14 protein-coding genes and 2 tRNA genes are annotated in these 14,304 nt (G+C 72.0%); 5 read left to right on the forward strand and 11 right to left on the reverse strand.

Features of this window, described 5'->3' with window-relative positions; translation table 11 throughout:
- Positions 1 to 111: 111 nt before the first annotated feature.
- On the reverse strand, positions 112 to 1,401 hold the full coding sequence (locus ABD335_RS07360; protein ID WP_344321286.1) for a glycosyltransferase: 1,290 nt from the start codon (positions 1,399 to 1,401) through the stop codon (positions 112 to 114).
- Between the two features lie 138 nt (positions 1,402 to 1,539).
- On the opposite strand from ABD335_RS07360, the gene ABD335_RS07365 reads away from it, so the two are divergent.
- The 3 genes from ABD335_RS07365 to ABD335_RS07375 all read left to right on the forward strand — a co-directional run bounded on the left by ABD335_RS07365 (position 1,540) and on the right by ABD335_RS07375 (position 3,619).
- A complete protein-coding gene (locus ABD335_RS07365; protein ID WP_344321287.1) occupies positions 1,540 to 2,190 on the forward strand; it encodes a nucleoside/nucleotide kinase family protein in 651 nt (216 codons plus the stop codon).
- Between the two features lie 94 nt (positions 2,191 to 2,284).
- Positions 2,285 to 2,878, forward strand: coding sequence for a lytic polysaccharide monooxygenase auxiliary activity family 9 protein (locus tag ABD335_RS07370; RefSeq protein ID WP_344321288.1), 594 nt, complete (start codon positions 2,285 to 2,287; stop codon positions 2,876 to 2,878).
- A 249-nt stretch (positions 2,879 to 3,127) separates the two neighbouring features.
- Positions 3,128 to 3,619: a phospholipase gene (locus ABD335_RS07375; RefSeq protein WP_344321289.1), complete on the forward strand. Its 492-nt coding sequence runs from the start codon at positions 3,128 to 3,130 to the stop codon at positions 3,617 to 3,619.
- Between the two features lie 51 nt (positions 3,620 to 3,670).
- Here ABD335_RS07375 and ABD335_RS07380 read toward each other — a convergent pair.
- The 6 genes from ABD335_RS07380 to ehuB all read right to left on the reverse strand — a co-directional run bounded on the left by ABD335_RS07380 (position 3,671) and on the right by ehuB (position 7,852).
- Positions 3,671 to 3,744, reverse strand: a tRNA-Lys gene (locus ABD335_RS07380).
- A 98-nt stretch (positions 3,745 to 3,842) separates the two neighbouring features.
- Positions 3,843 to 4,682, reverse strand: coding sequence for an IclR family transcriptional regulator (locus ABD335_RS07385; protein ID WP_425583563.1), 840 nt, complete (start codon positions 4,680 to 4,682; stop codon positions 3,843 to 3,845).
- Between the two features lie 102 nt (positions 4,683 to 4,784).
- A complete protein-coding gene (gene ehuA, locus ABD335_RS07390) occupies positions 4,785 to 5,600 on the reverse strand; it encodes an ectoine/hydroxyectoine ABC transporter ATP-binding protein EhuA (RefSeq protein ID WP_344321290.1) in 816 nt (271 codons plus the stop codon).
- Positions 5,590 to 6,240, reverse strand: a complete 651-nt coding sequence (gene ehuD / locus ABD335_RS07395) for an ectoine/hydroxyectoine ABC transporter permease subunit EhuD (protein ID WP_344321291.1) — start codon at positions 6,238 to 6,240, stop codon at positions 5,590 to 5,592. The genes ehuA and ehuD overlap by 11 nt, the downstream gene beginning before the upstream one ends.
- Positions 6,237 to 6,995: an ectoine/hydroxyectoine ABC transporter permease subunit EhuC gene (gene ehuC / locus ABD335_RS07400; RefSeq protein WP_344321292.1), complete on the reverse strand. Its 759-nt coding sequence runs from the start codon at positions 6,993 to 6,995 to the stop codon at positions 6,237 to 6,239. The genes ehuD and ehuC overlap by 4 nt, the downstream gene beginning before the upstream one ends.
- Positions 6,992 to 7,852 (reverse strand): ectoine/hydroxyectoine ABC transporter substrate-binding protein EhuB, encoded by an 861-nt coding sequence (gene ehuB / locus ABD335_RS07405; RefSeq protein ID WP_344321293.1) that lies wholly within the window; start codon positions 7,850 to 7,852, stop codon positions 6,992 to 6,994. Before ehuB ends, ehuC begins: the two co-directional genes overlap by 4 nt.
- Positions 7,853 to 8,280: 428 nt before the next feature.
- Between ehuB and ABD335_RS07410 the strand changes: the two genes are divergently transcribed.
- Positions 8,281 to 9,453, forward strand: coding sequence for an LLM class flavin-dependent oxidoreductase (locus ABD335_RS07410; RefSeq protein WP_344321294.1), 1,173 nt, complete (start codon positions 8,281 to 8,283; stop codon positions 9,451 to 9,453).
- Here ABD335_RS07410 and ABD335_RS07415 read toward each other — a convergent pair.
- On the reverse strand, positions 9,423 to 11,246 hold the full coding sequence (locus ABD335_RS07415; protein ID WP_344321295.1) for a putative bifunctional diguanylate cyclase/phosphodiesterase: 1,824 nt from the start codon (positions 11,244 to 11,246) through the stop codon (positions 9,423 to 9,425). The genes ABD335_RS07410 and ABD335_RS07415 overlap by 31 nt on opposite strands.
- A 316-nt stretch (positions 11,247 to 11,562) precedes the next feature.
- Between ABD335_RS07415 and ABD335_RS07420 the strand changes: the two genes are divergently transcribed.
- Positions 11,563 to 12,927 (forward strand): M6 family metalloprotease domain-containing protein, encoded by a 1,365-nt coding sequence (locus ABD335_RS07420; protein WP_425583564.1) that lies wholly within the window; start codon positions 11,563 to 11,565, stop codon positions 12,925 to 12,927.
- 84 nt (positions 12,928 to 13,011) lie between these two features.
- Here ABD335_RS07420 and ABD335_RS07425 read toward each other — a convergent pair.
- From ABD335_RS07425 to ABD335_RS07435, 3 genes are all read right to left on the reverse strand, one after another.
- A tRNA-Lys gene (locus ABD335_RS07425) sits at positions 13,012 to 13,085 on the reverse strand.
- Positions 13,076 to 13,741 (reverse strand): bifunctional DNA primase/polymerase, encoded by a 666-nt coding sequence (locus ABD335_RS07430; protein ID WP_344321297.1) that lies wholly within the window; start codon positions 13,739 to 13,741, stop codon positions 13,076 to 13,078. Before ABD335_RS07430 ends, ABD335_RS07425 begins: the two co-directional genes overlap by 10 nt.
- 124 nt (positions 13,742 to 13,865) lie before the next feature.
- Complete coding sequence (locus tag ABD335_RS07435; RefSeq protein WP_344321298.1) at positions 13,866 to 14,222, reverse strand: hypothetical protein; 357 nt, start codon at positions 14,220 to 14,222, stop codon at positions 13,866 to 13,868.
- Positions 14,223 to 14,304: the final 82 nt, after the last annotated feature.

Genomic DNA, 14,304 nt, shown 5'->3' on the forward strand with positions numbered 1-14,304 from the left:
GCGCGCGGCGGCCCGACGCGGACGCCGGTACGGGCGTGACGGATCGATGCGTGGGGCGACGGTGCGGGCGCGTCGTCGGGCCCGCACCGGCCGGGGGAGGGGCGGCCGGGCTCAGGCGGGAACGCGCTCGTCGCGGTGCTCGTCGCGGTGCTCGTCCGAGCGTTCGTCGCGGCCGAGGTGGGCGCCGACGTGGCGGGTCAGCTCCCAGTCGGTGCGGCCGGTGTACTCCCGCCACACCGCCCTGGCCGCCGCGGCGGCCAGGACCAGGTGGTACAGGGGCGTCCCGAGGACCAGCCGGGCGTAGTGGACCGGTCGGACGCGGAACCCGTACTGCCGCCCGAAGTCGTGGAGCCCCACGCACTCGAAGACGAGCATGACGCCCATGGGCAGCACCGGCAGCCAGGCGAAGAGCGAGATGGGCAGGGGGATTCCGCCGGTGAGGGCGATGAACAGGCCGATGGCGGTCATCAGCCCGGTGAACGCCTGGAAGAACGGCGTCCACAGCGTGAAGCGGGCCAGCATCCGCTGCCGCCAGGGCAGCCGTCGCCACTCGCCCTTGCGCAGCACCTGGAGGAAGCCCTGGTTCCAGCGGGTGCGCTGCCGGAACAGGCCGCCGAGGGAGTCCGGGGTCTCCTCGCGGGTGACCAGCCCGGCCTCGTACGCGACCACCGTCCGCGCGCCGTTGCTGGACAGCCGTACGCCCAGGTCGCAGTCCTCGGCCAGGCAGTTCCCGTCCCAGCCGCCGGTGGCGCGCAGCAGGTCGGTGCGGACGAAGACGGTGTTGCCGCCGAGCGGGATGAAGCCCTTGGCGGCGTGCAGGTGCAGCCGGCTGCGGAACCAGAAGAAGTACTCCAGACAGTTGCGGACGCTGTACCAGTCGCTGTCGTAGTTGATCAGCTGGACGCCGGCCTGCACCACGTCGGCGCCGGTGCCGCGGAACGCGGCGTCGACGTGGGTGAGCAGTTCGGGATGGACGATGTCCTCGGCGTCGAAGACGCCCACGATGTCCCCGCGGCAGTGCGGGAGCGCGGTGTTCATCGCGCGCGGCTTGTTCTTCGCCGCGTGGGTGTCGGTGACCACCCGGACCCGCTCGGGGTGCTCCTCGGCGAGCCGGTGGGCGATGGCCGCGGTGCCGGGGTCGTCGTGGCCGACGATGAGGATGATCTCGAAGTCGGTGTGCTCGCAGCGGAGCATCTGCTCGACGGTGTGGCCGAGCACCCGTTCCTCGTGGCGTGCCGGTACGAGGAGCGAGAAGGAGTGGTGGTGGGCCCCGTCGGGCTCACGGAAGGTGGTGCGGCGCAGAGTGTCGGGTGTGCGCCAGGCGTGCATCATCCACCACAACTGGAGTGTGGCGGCCACGAGCAGCACGCAGGACGCTGCCACCAGGACAGCGGACAACACGAATACGTCCCCCCAGACGCGTCCGGCGGTGCCTCGTGCCGAGGCCCCCTCCCCACCGGACAATGCGCAGAAAATTATCGGCGGCGGCCAAGACGCGTCAATGTGGCACTGATGTCCGAGACGTTACCGTTCACGATCATGCGTACCGATGAACTACTGGATTCGGCACGGGATCTGACGGATCGTAAGGAAGGCGCGCGGGCCGTGCTCGGCCTCGCCGGGCCGCCCGGCGCGGGCAAGTCCACGCTGGCGCGGGCGCTGGTGGAGGGGCTTCGCCGGCGGTACGGGCCCCTGGCGGCGGCGTACGTTCCGCTCGACGGCTTCCACCTGTCCAACGCCCAATTGGAACGGCTGGGCCTGACCTCCCGCAAGGGTTCCCCGCCGACCTTCGACGTCCACGGATACGTCGCCTTGTTGAGGCGTCTGGTGGTCGAAGGTGACCACGACATCTACGTACCCGACTTCGACCGGACCCTGGACGAGCCGGTCGCGGCCCGGCACGTGGTCCGCCCCGGCGCAGAGCTGGTGGTGACCGAGGGCAACTACCTGGCCTGTGAGCTGCCCGGTTGGTCCGAGGCGCGTGGGGTGATGGACGAGGTGTGGTACGTGGACGCCGACCCGGAGGAGCGTCGACGGCGGCTGGTGGAGCGCCAGGTGGCGGGGGGCCGGACGCCCGAGGAGGCGCGGGAATGGGTCCGGACCAATGACATGCCCAACGCGGAGATCGTCGAGGCGTCGAAGGGCGCGCCCTGGGTGAAGCGCGCATTCCATTGGTCTGGACATGACTAACGGGAAAGGCTACGGTCTGACTTGGTCTAGACCGCAGTCTTCCGCGTGCCCGCCCCCCACGGGCCACAAGACCCCCCACGTTCAGGAGCGAAGGATGCGCAAAAGGATCACCACTGCCCTGGTCGGTTTCGGTGTCGCCGCCACGACGGTGCTCGCGACCGGCGGCAGCGCCCAGGGGCACGGCTACACCCAGTCGCCCATGAGTCGGCAGGCGTACTGCGCCAACGGCACCGTGACCAACTGCGGTTCCATCCAGTGGGAGCCTCAGAGCGTCGAGGGCCCCAAGGGCTTCCCGGCCGCCGGTCCCGCCGACGGCAAGATCTGTTCGGCCGGCAACGCCGCGTTCGCGCAGCTCGACGACCCGCGCGGCGGCAACTGGCCCGCGACCCAACTCCGTCCCGGCCAGGGCTTCACCTTCACTTGGAAGATGACGGCCCCGCACCGCACCACCGACTTCAAGTACTACATCACCAAGGACGGCTGGGACCCGACCAAGCCGCTCACCCGGGCCTCCCTGGAGCCGCAGCCGTTCATGACGGTGCACATGGGCGGCCGTCAGCCCGCCTTCACCGAGAGCCACCAGGGCACCATCCCGACCAACAAGTCCGGCAGGCACCTCATCCTGGGCGTCTGGACCGTCCACGACACGGCCAACGCCTTCTACGCCTGCTCCGACGTGACGTTCTGAGCCGCGCTCCGGACGGGAGGGGGCGGGTCCGTCGAGGGCCCGCCCCCTCTGGTGCGTTCCGGGGCGCCGCGTGCCGTATGTCGGTCTCCTGCATGGTCGATTTTCGGCCAACGAGAAGCGGAGATCGGTCCACTGTCCGGTTCTGTACATGACAGCAGTGAGCGCCGGTGATACCCCTGCCGGAAGGATCACCGCGCCTCACGGAACCCCGGTGAGGCGTCCCCCCACCCCCGCACCCGGAGGTTCCCCATGCGCCGCCGATCCGTCGTGTCCCTGGCCGCCGCCGCCCTCTCCCTGCCCACCGCGCTCGGCCTGGCGGGCTCCGCCTCGGCGGCCCCCGCCGACAAGCCCCAGGTGCTCGCCTCCTGGACCCAGACCAGCGCGACCAGTTACAACGCCTGGCTGGCCGCGAGAAACAACCAGGGCGCCTGGGGCGCCTACGGCTTCGACTGGTCCACCGACTACTGCAGCACCTCGCCCGACAACCCCTTCGGCTTCCCCTTCCAGACCGCCTGCGCGCGCCACGACTTCGGCTACCGCAACTACAAGGCCATCGGCGCCTTCGACGCCAACAAGGCCCGTCTGGACGACGCCTTCTACGCCGACCTCAAGCGGGTGTGCGCCCGCTACAGCGGTGCCACCAAGACGTCCTGCGACAGCACCGCCTGGGTCTACTACCAGGCCGTCGACAAGTTCGGGAACACCCCCGCCGTGGACGGCTCGCGCGACACCCGGTCCTGACGGCGGCACGCCGAAGGCCCCTCGCGGAGGGCGAGGGGCCTTCGGTCACGGTACGCCGCCAGGGACTCGAACCCCGGACCCGCTGATTAAGAGTCAGCTGCTCTAACCAACTGAGCTAGCGGCGCCTGGTCGGCAGTCGCGTTCCGGAAGGGCTCCGGACGCGCTGTCGTGCCTCCATACTACCCGGTCCCGAGGGGTGCCCGACGCCACGGCCGGCCGGGGCTCACAGGGTGAGCGGGAGCACGACCCGGACGGCCTGCTCGTTCAACGCCTCGGCGGCCCGCCGCAGCCGGTGGGCGTGCTCGACCGGCAGGGACAGCGCCAGGGAGCCGACGGTCGACCCGACCGTGACCGGGACGGCCGCGCAGACCGTGTCGGTCGCGTACTCCTGGACGTCCAGGACCGGCACGGTCGGCGGCTGCCGGTCCAGGAGGTCGAGCAGCACCCTGGTGTCGGTGATCGTGCGCGGGGTCAGCCGCGCGGGCGGATGCCGGTCCAGGTGGTCCCGGCGCGCGCCGTGGTCCAGCTGCCCCAGCAGGCACTTGCCGACCGCGGTGGCGTGCCCGGCGGCGCGGAAGTCCACCCACTCGTCGATCGCGGGGGTCCGGGGGCTGTCGGCGCACAGGACGACCTCCACCTCGCCGTCGCGGTACAGGCCCAGGTAGACCGCCGCGCCGATCGAGTCCCGCAGCCGGGCGAGCGTCCACCGCAGCCGCTCGCGCAGCGCCGGCCCCAGACCGCCGCCGCTCCCGCGGACCCGGCCGGGCCGGGTGCCGCCGGTCCCCCGGGCGCCGGCGCCGCCGAGCCGGGACAGCGCCTCGCCGGCGACATGGGTGCCGTCCTCCGGACGGTCCAGGTACCCCTCGCGGCGCAGCGTCCACAGCAGCGTGGCCAGGTAGGCGGGCGGCAGGCCCGTCTCGGCGGCCAGCCGCTCCTCGCTCACGCCCCCCTCGTGTCCGGCGACCGCCTCCAGCACGCGCAGCGCGTGCCGCACCGGCAGCAGACGCGCCGGCACCTCCGGATGCTCCGGGGAGTGGTCCCCGGGAGAGTGCAGCAGTGTCACGGTGCCCCCCTCGGGCGGTGCGACCGCCCGCGGCGGGAGTCCGCGGGCGGTCGCCGGTCTCGTGGCGGGCCGCGGCCCTTCACGCCGCGGCGACCGGACCGGTCAGAGGACCGCACCCAGGAACTCCCGGGTGCGCTCGTGGTCCGGGTCGTTGAAGATCTTCTCCGGTGGACCGGATTCGATCACCTTGCCCTCGTTGAACATCAGCACTTCGTCCGAGATGTCGCGGGCGAAGTTCATCTCGTGGGTGACGACGAGCATGGTGATGTCCGTGGTGTGCGCGATGTCCCGCAGGACGTCCAGCACCCCGGCGACCAGCTCGGGGTCGAGCGCCGAGGTGACCTCGTCCAGCAGCAGCACCTGCGGCCGCATGGCCAGCGCGCGGGCGATGGCCACGCGCTGCTGCTGGCCGCCGGAGAGCTGCGAGGGGTACTTGTCGAGGTGGTCGGCCAGACCGACCGTCTCCAGCAGTTCGCGCGCCCGCTGTTCGGCCTCCTCCTTCCCCAGGCCCAGGACGTGGACCGGCGCCTCGGTGACGTTCCGCAGCACCTTCATGTTGGGGAAGAGGTTGAACTGCTGGAAGACCATGCCGATCTTCTTGCGCACCTCGCGGACGTGCCTCTCGCCGGCGGGGACGAGCCTGCCGCCCTTCTCCTCGTGGGTGAGGTACTCGCCGTCGACGGTGATGGTGCCCTCGTCGGGCCTGGTGAGGGTCATCAGCAGCCGCAGGATCGTGGTCTTGCCCGATCCCGACGGTCCGATGAGGGTGACGTGCTTCCCCGCGGAGACGCTGAATTCGAGCTGGTCCAGGACGACGTGGTCGCCGAAGCGCTTGGTGACCTTGTCGAAGCGGATCAGTTCGCGGCCGTCCGCGGCGGCGCGCTCGATGGCGTTCTCGTGGATGGGCTCAGCGGACAAGACGACGCTCCAGGGTTCGGAGGAGGAGGGAAGCCGGGTAGGCGATGGCGATGAAGGCGAGGCCGACGACGGTGATCGGCTCCAGGAAGCGGAAGGTCTCGGAGCCGTAGGCGCGCGCCTCGCCGAGCATCTCCAGGGCACCGATGATCGCGATCAGCGGCGAGTCCTTCAGCATGGCGATGACGTAGTTGCCCAGCGCGGGCACCACGCGGCGGATCGCCTGCGGCAGGATCACCGCCCCCCAGGTGCGGGTCGGCGGCAGACTGAGCGCCTTGGCCGCCTCCCACTGGCCCTTGGGCACGCCGTCGATGCCGGCCCGGTAGACCTCGGCGGTGTACGTCGAGTAGTGCAGGCCGAGGCCGAGCACGCCCGTCGCCAGCGGGGACATGCTCGGACCCCACTCGGGCACCACGTAGAAGAGGAAGAACAGCTGCACCAGCAGCGGGGTGTTGCGGACGAACTCGGTGACCGCGGTCACCGGCACCCGGATCCACGCCCGCGCCGAGCGCTGCGCGACGGCCCACACCAGGCCGAGGGTGAAGGCCAGCAGGCTGCCGAGCACCAGGGCCTGGAGGGTGAGGACCACCCCGTCCCAGAAGCGCGGCAGGAACTCGGAGACGACGTTCCAGTCCCAGTTCACCGGGCACCTCCCGAAGCGGCGGCGCCGGTGACGGCGTCACCGGCGGCGTCGCCGGTCGCCGTCCGGCGGGAGAGACCGCCCATCAGGCCGCGGCGCGGCGGCGGCGCCTGCCCGACCCCGGCCTTGGCCCTGCGCTCCAGCAGCCGCATGCCGCGGGTGACGACGAAGGCCAGCACGAAGTACATCAGCAGCAGGAGCGTGTAGATCGGGGCGCTGTCGTTGGTGGTGAAGCGGATGAGGTTGGCCGCGAAGGTCATGTCGGCGACGCTGATCACCGAGACCAGGGCGGTGCCCTTCAACAGCTCGATGGCGAGGTTGTTGAACGGCGGGACCATCTCCGGCCACGCCTGCGGCAGTTCGATGCGCCGCAGCCGCTGCCACCGGGTGAAGCTCAGGGCGATCCCGGCCTCGCGCTGGGCGGGGGAGACCGCGGCCAGCGCGCCGCGCACGATCTCCGAGCCGTACGCGCCGTAGGTCAGGCCCAGCGCCAGCACGCCCGCCCACAGGGGGACGAGCTGCCAACCGGCGGCGATCGGCAGCGCGAAGAACAGCCAGAACATGAACACCAGCGCCGAGGCGCCGCGGAAGATCTCGAAGTACGCGCCGGAGAGGAAGCGCACGATCCACAGCCGGGAGGTGCGCGCCGTGCCGACGGCGAAGGCGACCACCGCGGCCAGCGCCGCGCTGTACACCGTGACCTGGACGGTGATCCAGACGCCGGGCAGCATGTAGGACTCCCACAGGGCCCAGGTCATGAGCACAGCTCCTTCGCGGTCAGGTCGGTCATCTCGTCCTCCGTGAACCCGAAGGGCCGCATGATCTCCAGCAGTTCGCCGCTCCTCTTGAGCTCGCGCAGCTCCCTGTTGAAGGCGTCGCGCAGGTCCGTGGCGGTGGGGCGGAACGCGAAGCCGCCGGCGCCGATCGCCGGCTCGCCGTCCACCACGGGCTGGAAGGGCTCGGTGGCCTCGGCCCGGTCGCTGTTCTCCACCACCTGGCGGACGGTCAGCGAGGTCCCGGCGAACACGTCCACACGGCCCTGCTCGACGGCGGCCAGCCCGGCGACCTGGTCGGGCAGGATGAGGATGTCGTCACGCCTCACCCCGGCCGCGACCGCGTAGTCGATCTCGGCGTACGCGGTGCCGGTGGCCATTCTCGCGCCCTTCTCGACGATGTCCTCGTAGGTGTTCAGCCCCTTCGGATTGCCCTTGGGGACGATGAAGGCGTCGAGCATGACGTATTCGGGGTCGGCGAAGATGACCTGCTCACAACGTTCGGGATTGATGTACATGCCCGCGGAGACCACGTCGAACTGCTGCGAGCGCAGCCCCGGGATCAACGAGCCGAACTCGGTCGGCACCGGGACGACGTCCTCCACTCCCAGCCGCTTGAAGATGACCTTCGCGAGCTCCGGCGCCTCGCCGGTCAGTTCGCCGTTCTTGTCGATGTAGCCGTAGGGGACCTCGCCCGCGATGCCCACGCGCACGGTCCCCTGGGCGCGCAGCCGTTCCAGCAGGCTCTCGCCGCCCTCCGCGGGACCGGGAACCCGACTGCATCCGGCCACGCCCGTCACCGCGAGGGCGGCCAGGCCCGCGAGCAGCGAACGTCTGCCCATTCCCGTGGCGGAGCGTGTCGCGGCCCTGTGATTTCCGTCGCTTTCCGTTTTTCCGATCTTGTTTCTATGGGGTGGAGCCATGGGCGCGCCACTACCCGAGTCCTCGAAAAATATGCCGATCGTTTCCGGCCCTTGATCCGGGTGTTGCGGGCTCGTCCGCGCCGCTGTCCGTTGCGTCGGTATTGACGGGGAAATCGACGGACAGGGTCCGAAATGACGCGGCGTTTCACCGACGTGTCACCGGACAAACGGGGAAAGGGCGCGCCGCGGAATTCCCCGACATTCCCCCGACGGCCGCGCGCCCGAGCCCGCCGCGACGTTCTCGACGGCGGGGTGGCGCATGTCACGGAAGGGTGTCGGAGGAATAAAACCCCGCTCCGAGGGCTTGTCTCCTGGCGCAACCAGCACATGCGAGGAGGAAGCCCCCGATGGACCCGGTGACCGGCGACGAGTCGAGGAACGACGAGGAGCGGAACGACGAGGCCGGGAAGGGCCGGACCGGCGGCGACCCGGTACGGGGCACCGCCCGCGGCACCGCTCCCGTCCCCCTGTCCGTGCTCGACCTCGCCACCGTCGGCGCCGGCAGCACCGCCTCCGACGCCCTGCGCACCTCCGTCGAGATCGCCAGGCTCGCCGAGCGCCGCGGCTACCACCGCCTGTGGGTGGCCGAGCACCACTCCATGCCCGGTGTCGCCAGTTCCTCGCCCGCCGTCATCCTGGCCCACCTCGCCGCGCACACCACCACCATCCGCCTCGGCTCGGGCGGGGTGATGCTGCCCAACCACGCGCCCCTGGTGATCGCCGAGCAGTTCGGCACCCTGGAGGCGCTCGCCCCCGGCCGGATCGACCTCGGCCTGGGCCGTGCGCCCGGCACCGACGGGGCGACGGCCGCGGCCCTGCGGCGCACCGACCGCCCGCACGAGGTGGCCGACCAGTTCCCCAGCCAGCTCGCCGAGCTGATCCGCTTCCTCGACGACGACTTCCCCGACGCCCACCCCTACTCCCGCATCCACGCCGTCCCCGGCCCGGTCCAGGGGAGCGTGCCCGGCGGGGTGCAGTCGGCGAACCGGCCGCCGGTGTGGCTGCTGGGCTCCTCCGGCTTCAGCGCGCAGCTCGCCGGCCGGCTGGGCCTGCCCTTCGCGTTCGCCCACCACTTCTCCGCGGCCAACACCCTCCCCGCCCTGGACCTGTACCGGTCCTCGTTCCGCCCCTCCGAGGTGCTGGACGAGCCGTACGCCCTGATCGGCGTCTCGGCGCTGGCGGCGGACGAGGGGAGCGAGGCGCACCGCCAGGTGATGACCGGCGCCCTGTCGATGCTGCGGCTGCGCACGGGACGTCCGGGCCTGGTCCCCACGCCCGAGGAGGCCGAGGAGTACGAGCGGACCATGGGCGAGGCGGAGCGCGACTTCGTGCGCGGCTGGCTGTCCACCATCGTGTACGGCACGGCCGAGGAGGTCCGCGACGGTCTCGACGCCCTGGCCAAGCGCACCGGCGCCGACGAGCTGATGCTCACCTCGCAGGCGCACGGCATGGCGGCGCGCCTGCGCAGCTACGAGCTGGTCGCGGACGCCTACGGCCTGCCGTCTCCCACCAGCAACTGACTGATGCGGTCCGGCGGCACCGGCTTGGAGTAGTGCCACCCCTGGCCGGTGTCGCAGCCGATCCGGCGCAGCCGGTCGGCCTGGGCGGGGCCCTCGACGCACTCGGCGGTGACCGTCAGGCCCAGGTTGTGGGCGAGCTGGACCAGTGAGGTGACGATCGTCTCGTCCGCCGGGTTGAGGGGGCGGGCGGCGCGGAACCCGCGGACGAACAGGCCGTCCAGCTTCAGCCCGCGCACCGGGAGCCTGCTGAGGTAGGCGAGGTTGGAGTAGCCGGTGCCGAAGTCGTCGATCGCGATGCGCACCCCCATCGCGGAGAGCGCCTGGAGCGCCTTCAGCGGCCGTCCCGCCGACCCCATCACCGCCGACTCGGTCAGCTCCAGCTGGAGCAGCCCCGAGGGCAGCCCCGTCTCCTCCAGGATCGCGGCGACGTCCGTCACCAGATCGGAGTCCCACACCTGGCGTACGGCCACGTTCACACTGACGTACAGCGGCCGATCGGGGTGTTCGAGCTGCCAGCGGCGGGCCTGGCGGCACGATTCGGCGAGGATCCAGCGGCCCAGCGGGACGATGGCGCCGTTCTCCTCCGCGAGCCCGATGAACTGGTTGGGGCCGAGCGTGCCGAGCTGCGGGTGGTGCCAGCGCACCAGCGCCTCCACCCCGGTGAGCGACTCGTCGTGGAGCGAGACGATCGGCTGGTACTCCAGCGCGAACTCGCCCCTCTCCAGCGCCGGACGCAGCGTGCTGGAGAGCGCCTGGCGGGTCATCCGGTGGGCGTTGCGCTCGGGGTCGAAGAGGGTCCAGCGGGCCTTGCCGTCCGCCTTGGCCCAGTAGAGCGTGGTGTCGGCCGCCTGCATCAGCTCCGTCGCGGACGTGCCCGCGGCGGGCCGCTCCACCACCCCGATGCTCGCGGAGACGGCCAGCCGCTGCCCGGCCAGGTCGAAGGGCTGCTGGAGGGCGGCCAGCACCTCCTCGGCCAGCTCGGTCAGCGGCTGCGTACCGGTCGACGCCTCGGCGAGCAGGGCGAACTCGTCGCCGCCCAGCCGCGCCACCAGGTGTCCGCCCGGCTCGGCGCACCGGCGCAGCCGCTGGGCGACCTCGTCCAGGAGCCGGTCGCCGACGCGGTGGCCGAGGGTGTCGTTGACGGCCTTGAAGCCGTCCAGGTCCAGGTAGCACAGCCCGATCCGGCCGGTGGTGGACTCGGCGAGCGCGGTGGACAGCCGCTCGAAGAACAGGGCGCGGTTGGGCAGCCGGGTGACCGGGTCGTGCATCTCCAGATGGCGCAGCCGCTCCTGGAGGTCGCGGCGCTCGCTGACGTCGGCGACGGAGAGCAGGGCGGTGCCGCCCCGGCTCCCGGGCCGCCCGGTGGGCACCACGGTGACCTCGGCCCACACCGAACGGCCGTCCCCGTGTTTGAGCCGGCGGGTGCGGATCATCCCCTCGCTGCGCCCCTCCAGGACGGCCTGGCAGTCGTCGCGGGCGCGGTCGTCGAGGCCGAGCCCGGCCAGGGCGGTCACGGGCGTGCCGGTGAGTTCGGCGGCGGGGGAGCCCAGCAGCCGGCCGAGGGCGTGGTTGGCGGCCAGGACGCGGCCCTCGCCGTCGATCACGGCCATCGCGAGCCGGGCGGCCTCGAAGGCGGCGCGGAACGCCGCCGGATCGAGGGCGACGTCGGACGGGACGTCGGGGCAGGCAGGGGGCCTGAGGCCCGAGGGATCACTACTGTCGGTGACGGTGGGCGCTGCCGTGCCGGGACTGTCACCTGGTTTCGTGCCCGGTCCGTCGAGGGGTCCATTCACCGATCGCTCCCGCAGGGGACTCGTCTGACGCGGATGGCCCGGGCGGTGGGCCGCCGCGCTCGCTGGGGCATCCGCCCTGGAAATGTGGCGATCATAGAGGCTTATCGGGCGACCGAGCCAGTGTCGCGCGAAGTGTTCGGGGGCCATGTGGCGGAGTCTGCGGACGTGTTTTCGAGAGGCTGATCGTTCCTGCGCGGCAGCTTCGCGACAACGACCGATGATGACCGATTGTTACGCACGGTGATGCTGTGGGGGCTCACTCGTACGGCCTACCGGAACGGGGCACGCGGGGGGCGGAAGGCACACAGTGGGTGCCGTGCCCCCCAAGCGGGCACCGTGCCCCGACACCATGCGGGAGGACGATGTGCGGAGGACGCGCTGGGCCGATCGGACCGACGGGGGGCGGGGGCGCGCACCCCGGCCGGGGGGCTTCTGCTCCGACCCGCGGTTCCGCAGGGTCGGGGCGGTGCTCACCTCGCTCTCCGCGCTGATCGGCACGAGCCTGGTGGCGGGGCCGGTCGCCGTCGCGGCGACCGCCGACTCCTGTGCCCTGGAGCGGACCGGAACCCACCATTCCGAGGGACTGGACACCTGGCATCCGGACTACCCCCGGCCCGACCGGACGCTCGACGCCCTGATGGTCTTCCTGTCCTTCCCGGAGTCGCGGCCGGCCACCACCCCCGACCGGCTCGTCGCCGACTACTTCCCCGAGACCTCAGAGTTCTTCGAGCGCGCCTCCTACGGCACCTTCACGCTGCGCCCGCGCCCCGTGGCGCGCTGGCTCGAGATGGGAGCCGACTCGCGGGCGTACGGGATACAGCGCGACTGGGCGCCGGACCTGCGCGCCGCCTACCTCCAGGACGCCGTCACCGCCGCCGACCCGCACGTGGACTTCGGCGCGTACGACATCGTCTACCTCGTCGCCGACCCCGACGCCCCCGGGGTGAACTCCGACGCCACCAAGGTCGTCAACCTCGACCGCCCCATCACCGTGGACGGCACCGAACTCCGCCGTGTCGTGACGGTCTTCGAGAAGCACCCGCCGGACCGCAACGTCCTCGCCCACGAGACCCTGCACCTGTTCGACCTGCCCGACCTCTACCACCAGCCCGAGGAGAACGACGGCGACTGGGACACCCACGTCGGCGACTGGGACCTCATGGGCAGCCAGTTCGGACTGGCCCCGGAGCCCTTCGGTTGGCACAAGTGGAAGCTGGGCTGGCTGGACGGCCGGGCGATCGACTGCCGTGTCGAGACCGGCGCCACCCGGCACGCCCTGCGCGCGGTCAGCGCCCCGCGCCGGGACGGCGACCTGCCCGGCACGTCCGACACCCGGCTGATCGTGGTCCGCACGGGCCGCGGCGAGGTGCTGGCGATCGAGGCCCGGGAGCCGAGCGGCAACGACGTCACCACCTGCTCCAGCGGGGTGCTGGTGTACCGGGTGCGCAACGACGTCGCCTCGGCGGAGGGCCCCATCCGGGTGCTGGACGCCCACCCCGACAGCGACGCCTGCGGCGGGCTCTCGGTCTACCCGCCGCTGGCCGACGCGCCGCTGGGGCCGGGGGAGAGCATGGAGGTGGACGCCGACGGGAGCAGGGTCCGGGTGGCCGTCGGCGACAGGACGGCGACGGGCTGGAGCGTGGAGGTCTCCGTGCGGGGAGTGCCGGGAGCGTCGCCGTGAGCGACGCCGGGCGGCCCCCGCGGAACACGGCGGGAGCGGGACAGCCGAAAGGCCCCCGCTCCCGCGAGGGCCTTCGACCGTCTGTGCGCCGCCAGGGACTCGAACCCCGGACCCGCTGATTAAGAGTCAGCTGCTCTAACCAACTGAGCTAGCGGCGCCTGCTGACGTGGTAGACCTTAGCACCCTGGTCCGATGGAGCGGAAATCGGCAGGTCGCGCCCGTTTCCGGGCCCCCGCTCCACCGCGCGTCCGTGGCCGCTCCCGCGCCCCGCGTCACCGGAGCGCGCGGCTCGTACGCAGGCCCACAACAGAGCCTCCGCGCCCGGCAGCCAGGGGTGGCGGACGTCCGGGGCGACCAGCCAGCGGGTGCCCGGCGGGCAGCCTTCGCCGGGCACCGGAGGAGGGACGGTCACGGCGTCCCCGAGGCCGTAGCAGAGCAGCGGAGGGATCGTTTCCGCGGCCCGGTCGGCACCCGCGCCGGAACCGGAGCCCTTCCCGGAACCGGCGCCCTGCCACTCCCGCCAGCGCAGCAGGGCGGGCAGTCGTTGGGCGGTGCCGGGCTCGGCGAACAGCAGCATCCGTCCGGCGTGGAGGGCGACCGGTCCGGTGCCCGGCCCGGCGGCCCACAGTCGGTCCAGCATCCGTCGGCCGAACAGCGTGCCGACGCTGACCACGTCGAAGGCCGTGCCGCAGGGCAACACACCGGGAGCGCCGGGACGCACCGACCACAGGGCGTGGACGCTGCGCGGGAACGCGCTGGCGGAGGCGAGCCAGTCGGCTCCGGCCGGAGTCACATACGCGGCGGTGTCGGTCATGCGACCCAGAGTCACCGACGATCGGTGTACAGCCCCCGGAAATCGCGGAAAACGGGACGTGGTGCGGTCACGTCCGGTAGGGTCCGCCCTTTGCATATGCCGGGGGTCGTGGCCCTGGTCATTACTAGGGGGTACGGTCCGCCATCAGCTCGCGGCCGAACTCGATCATCTTGCGGGCGTAGTCGGCCGTCCACTCCGCCTGCTCGGCGATCGCCTCGTCGGTCAACCGGTCGAAACGCTTGGGATCGGCGAGCTGGGCGGCCGCGACGGCCTGGAACTCCATGGCCCGGTCCGCCGCCGCCCGGAAGGCCAGCGCCAGTTCCGTGGCGCGGTCGAGCAGCTCGCGCGGGTCCTCGATGGACTCCAGGTCGAAGAAGTGCTCGGGGTCCGCCGTGGCGTCCGGCGGCTCGAAGAGCAGCGGTGCGGGCCGCATGCGACGCGGCTCGCCGCCCGGTTCCGGAGCCGGTTTCGGCTCGGGCATGAAACTACCTCCGTCGGTTGTGGACAACGTCTCATTGTCCCTCCTGTGCCCGCCCGGCGTCCGCCCGAGTGACCTCTCCCAC

It is taken from the genome of Streptomyces macrosporus, from assembly GCF_039533145.1.
In the GTDB taxonomy this organism is placed as follows: domain Bacteria; phylum Actinomycetota; class Actinomycetes; order Streptomycetales; family Streptomycetaceae; genus Streptomyces; species Streptomyces macrosporus.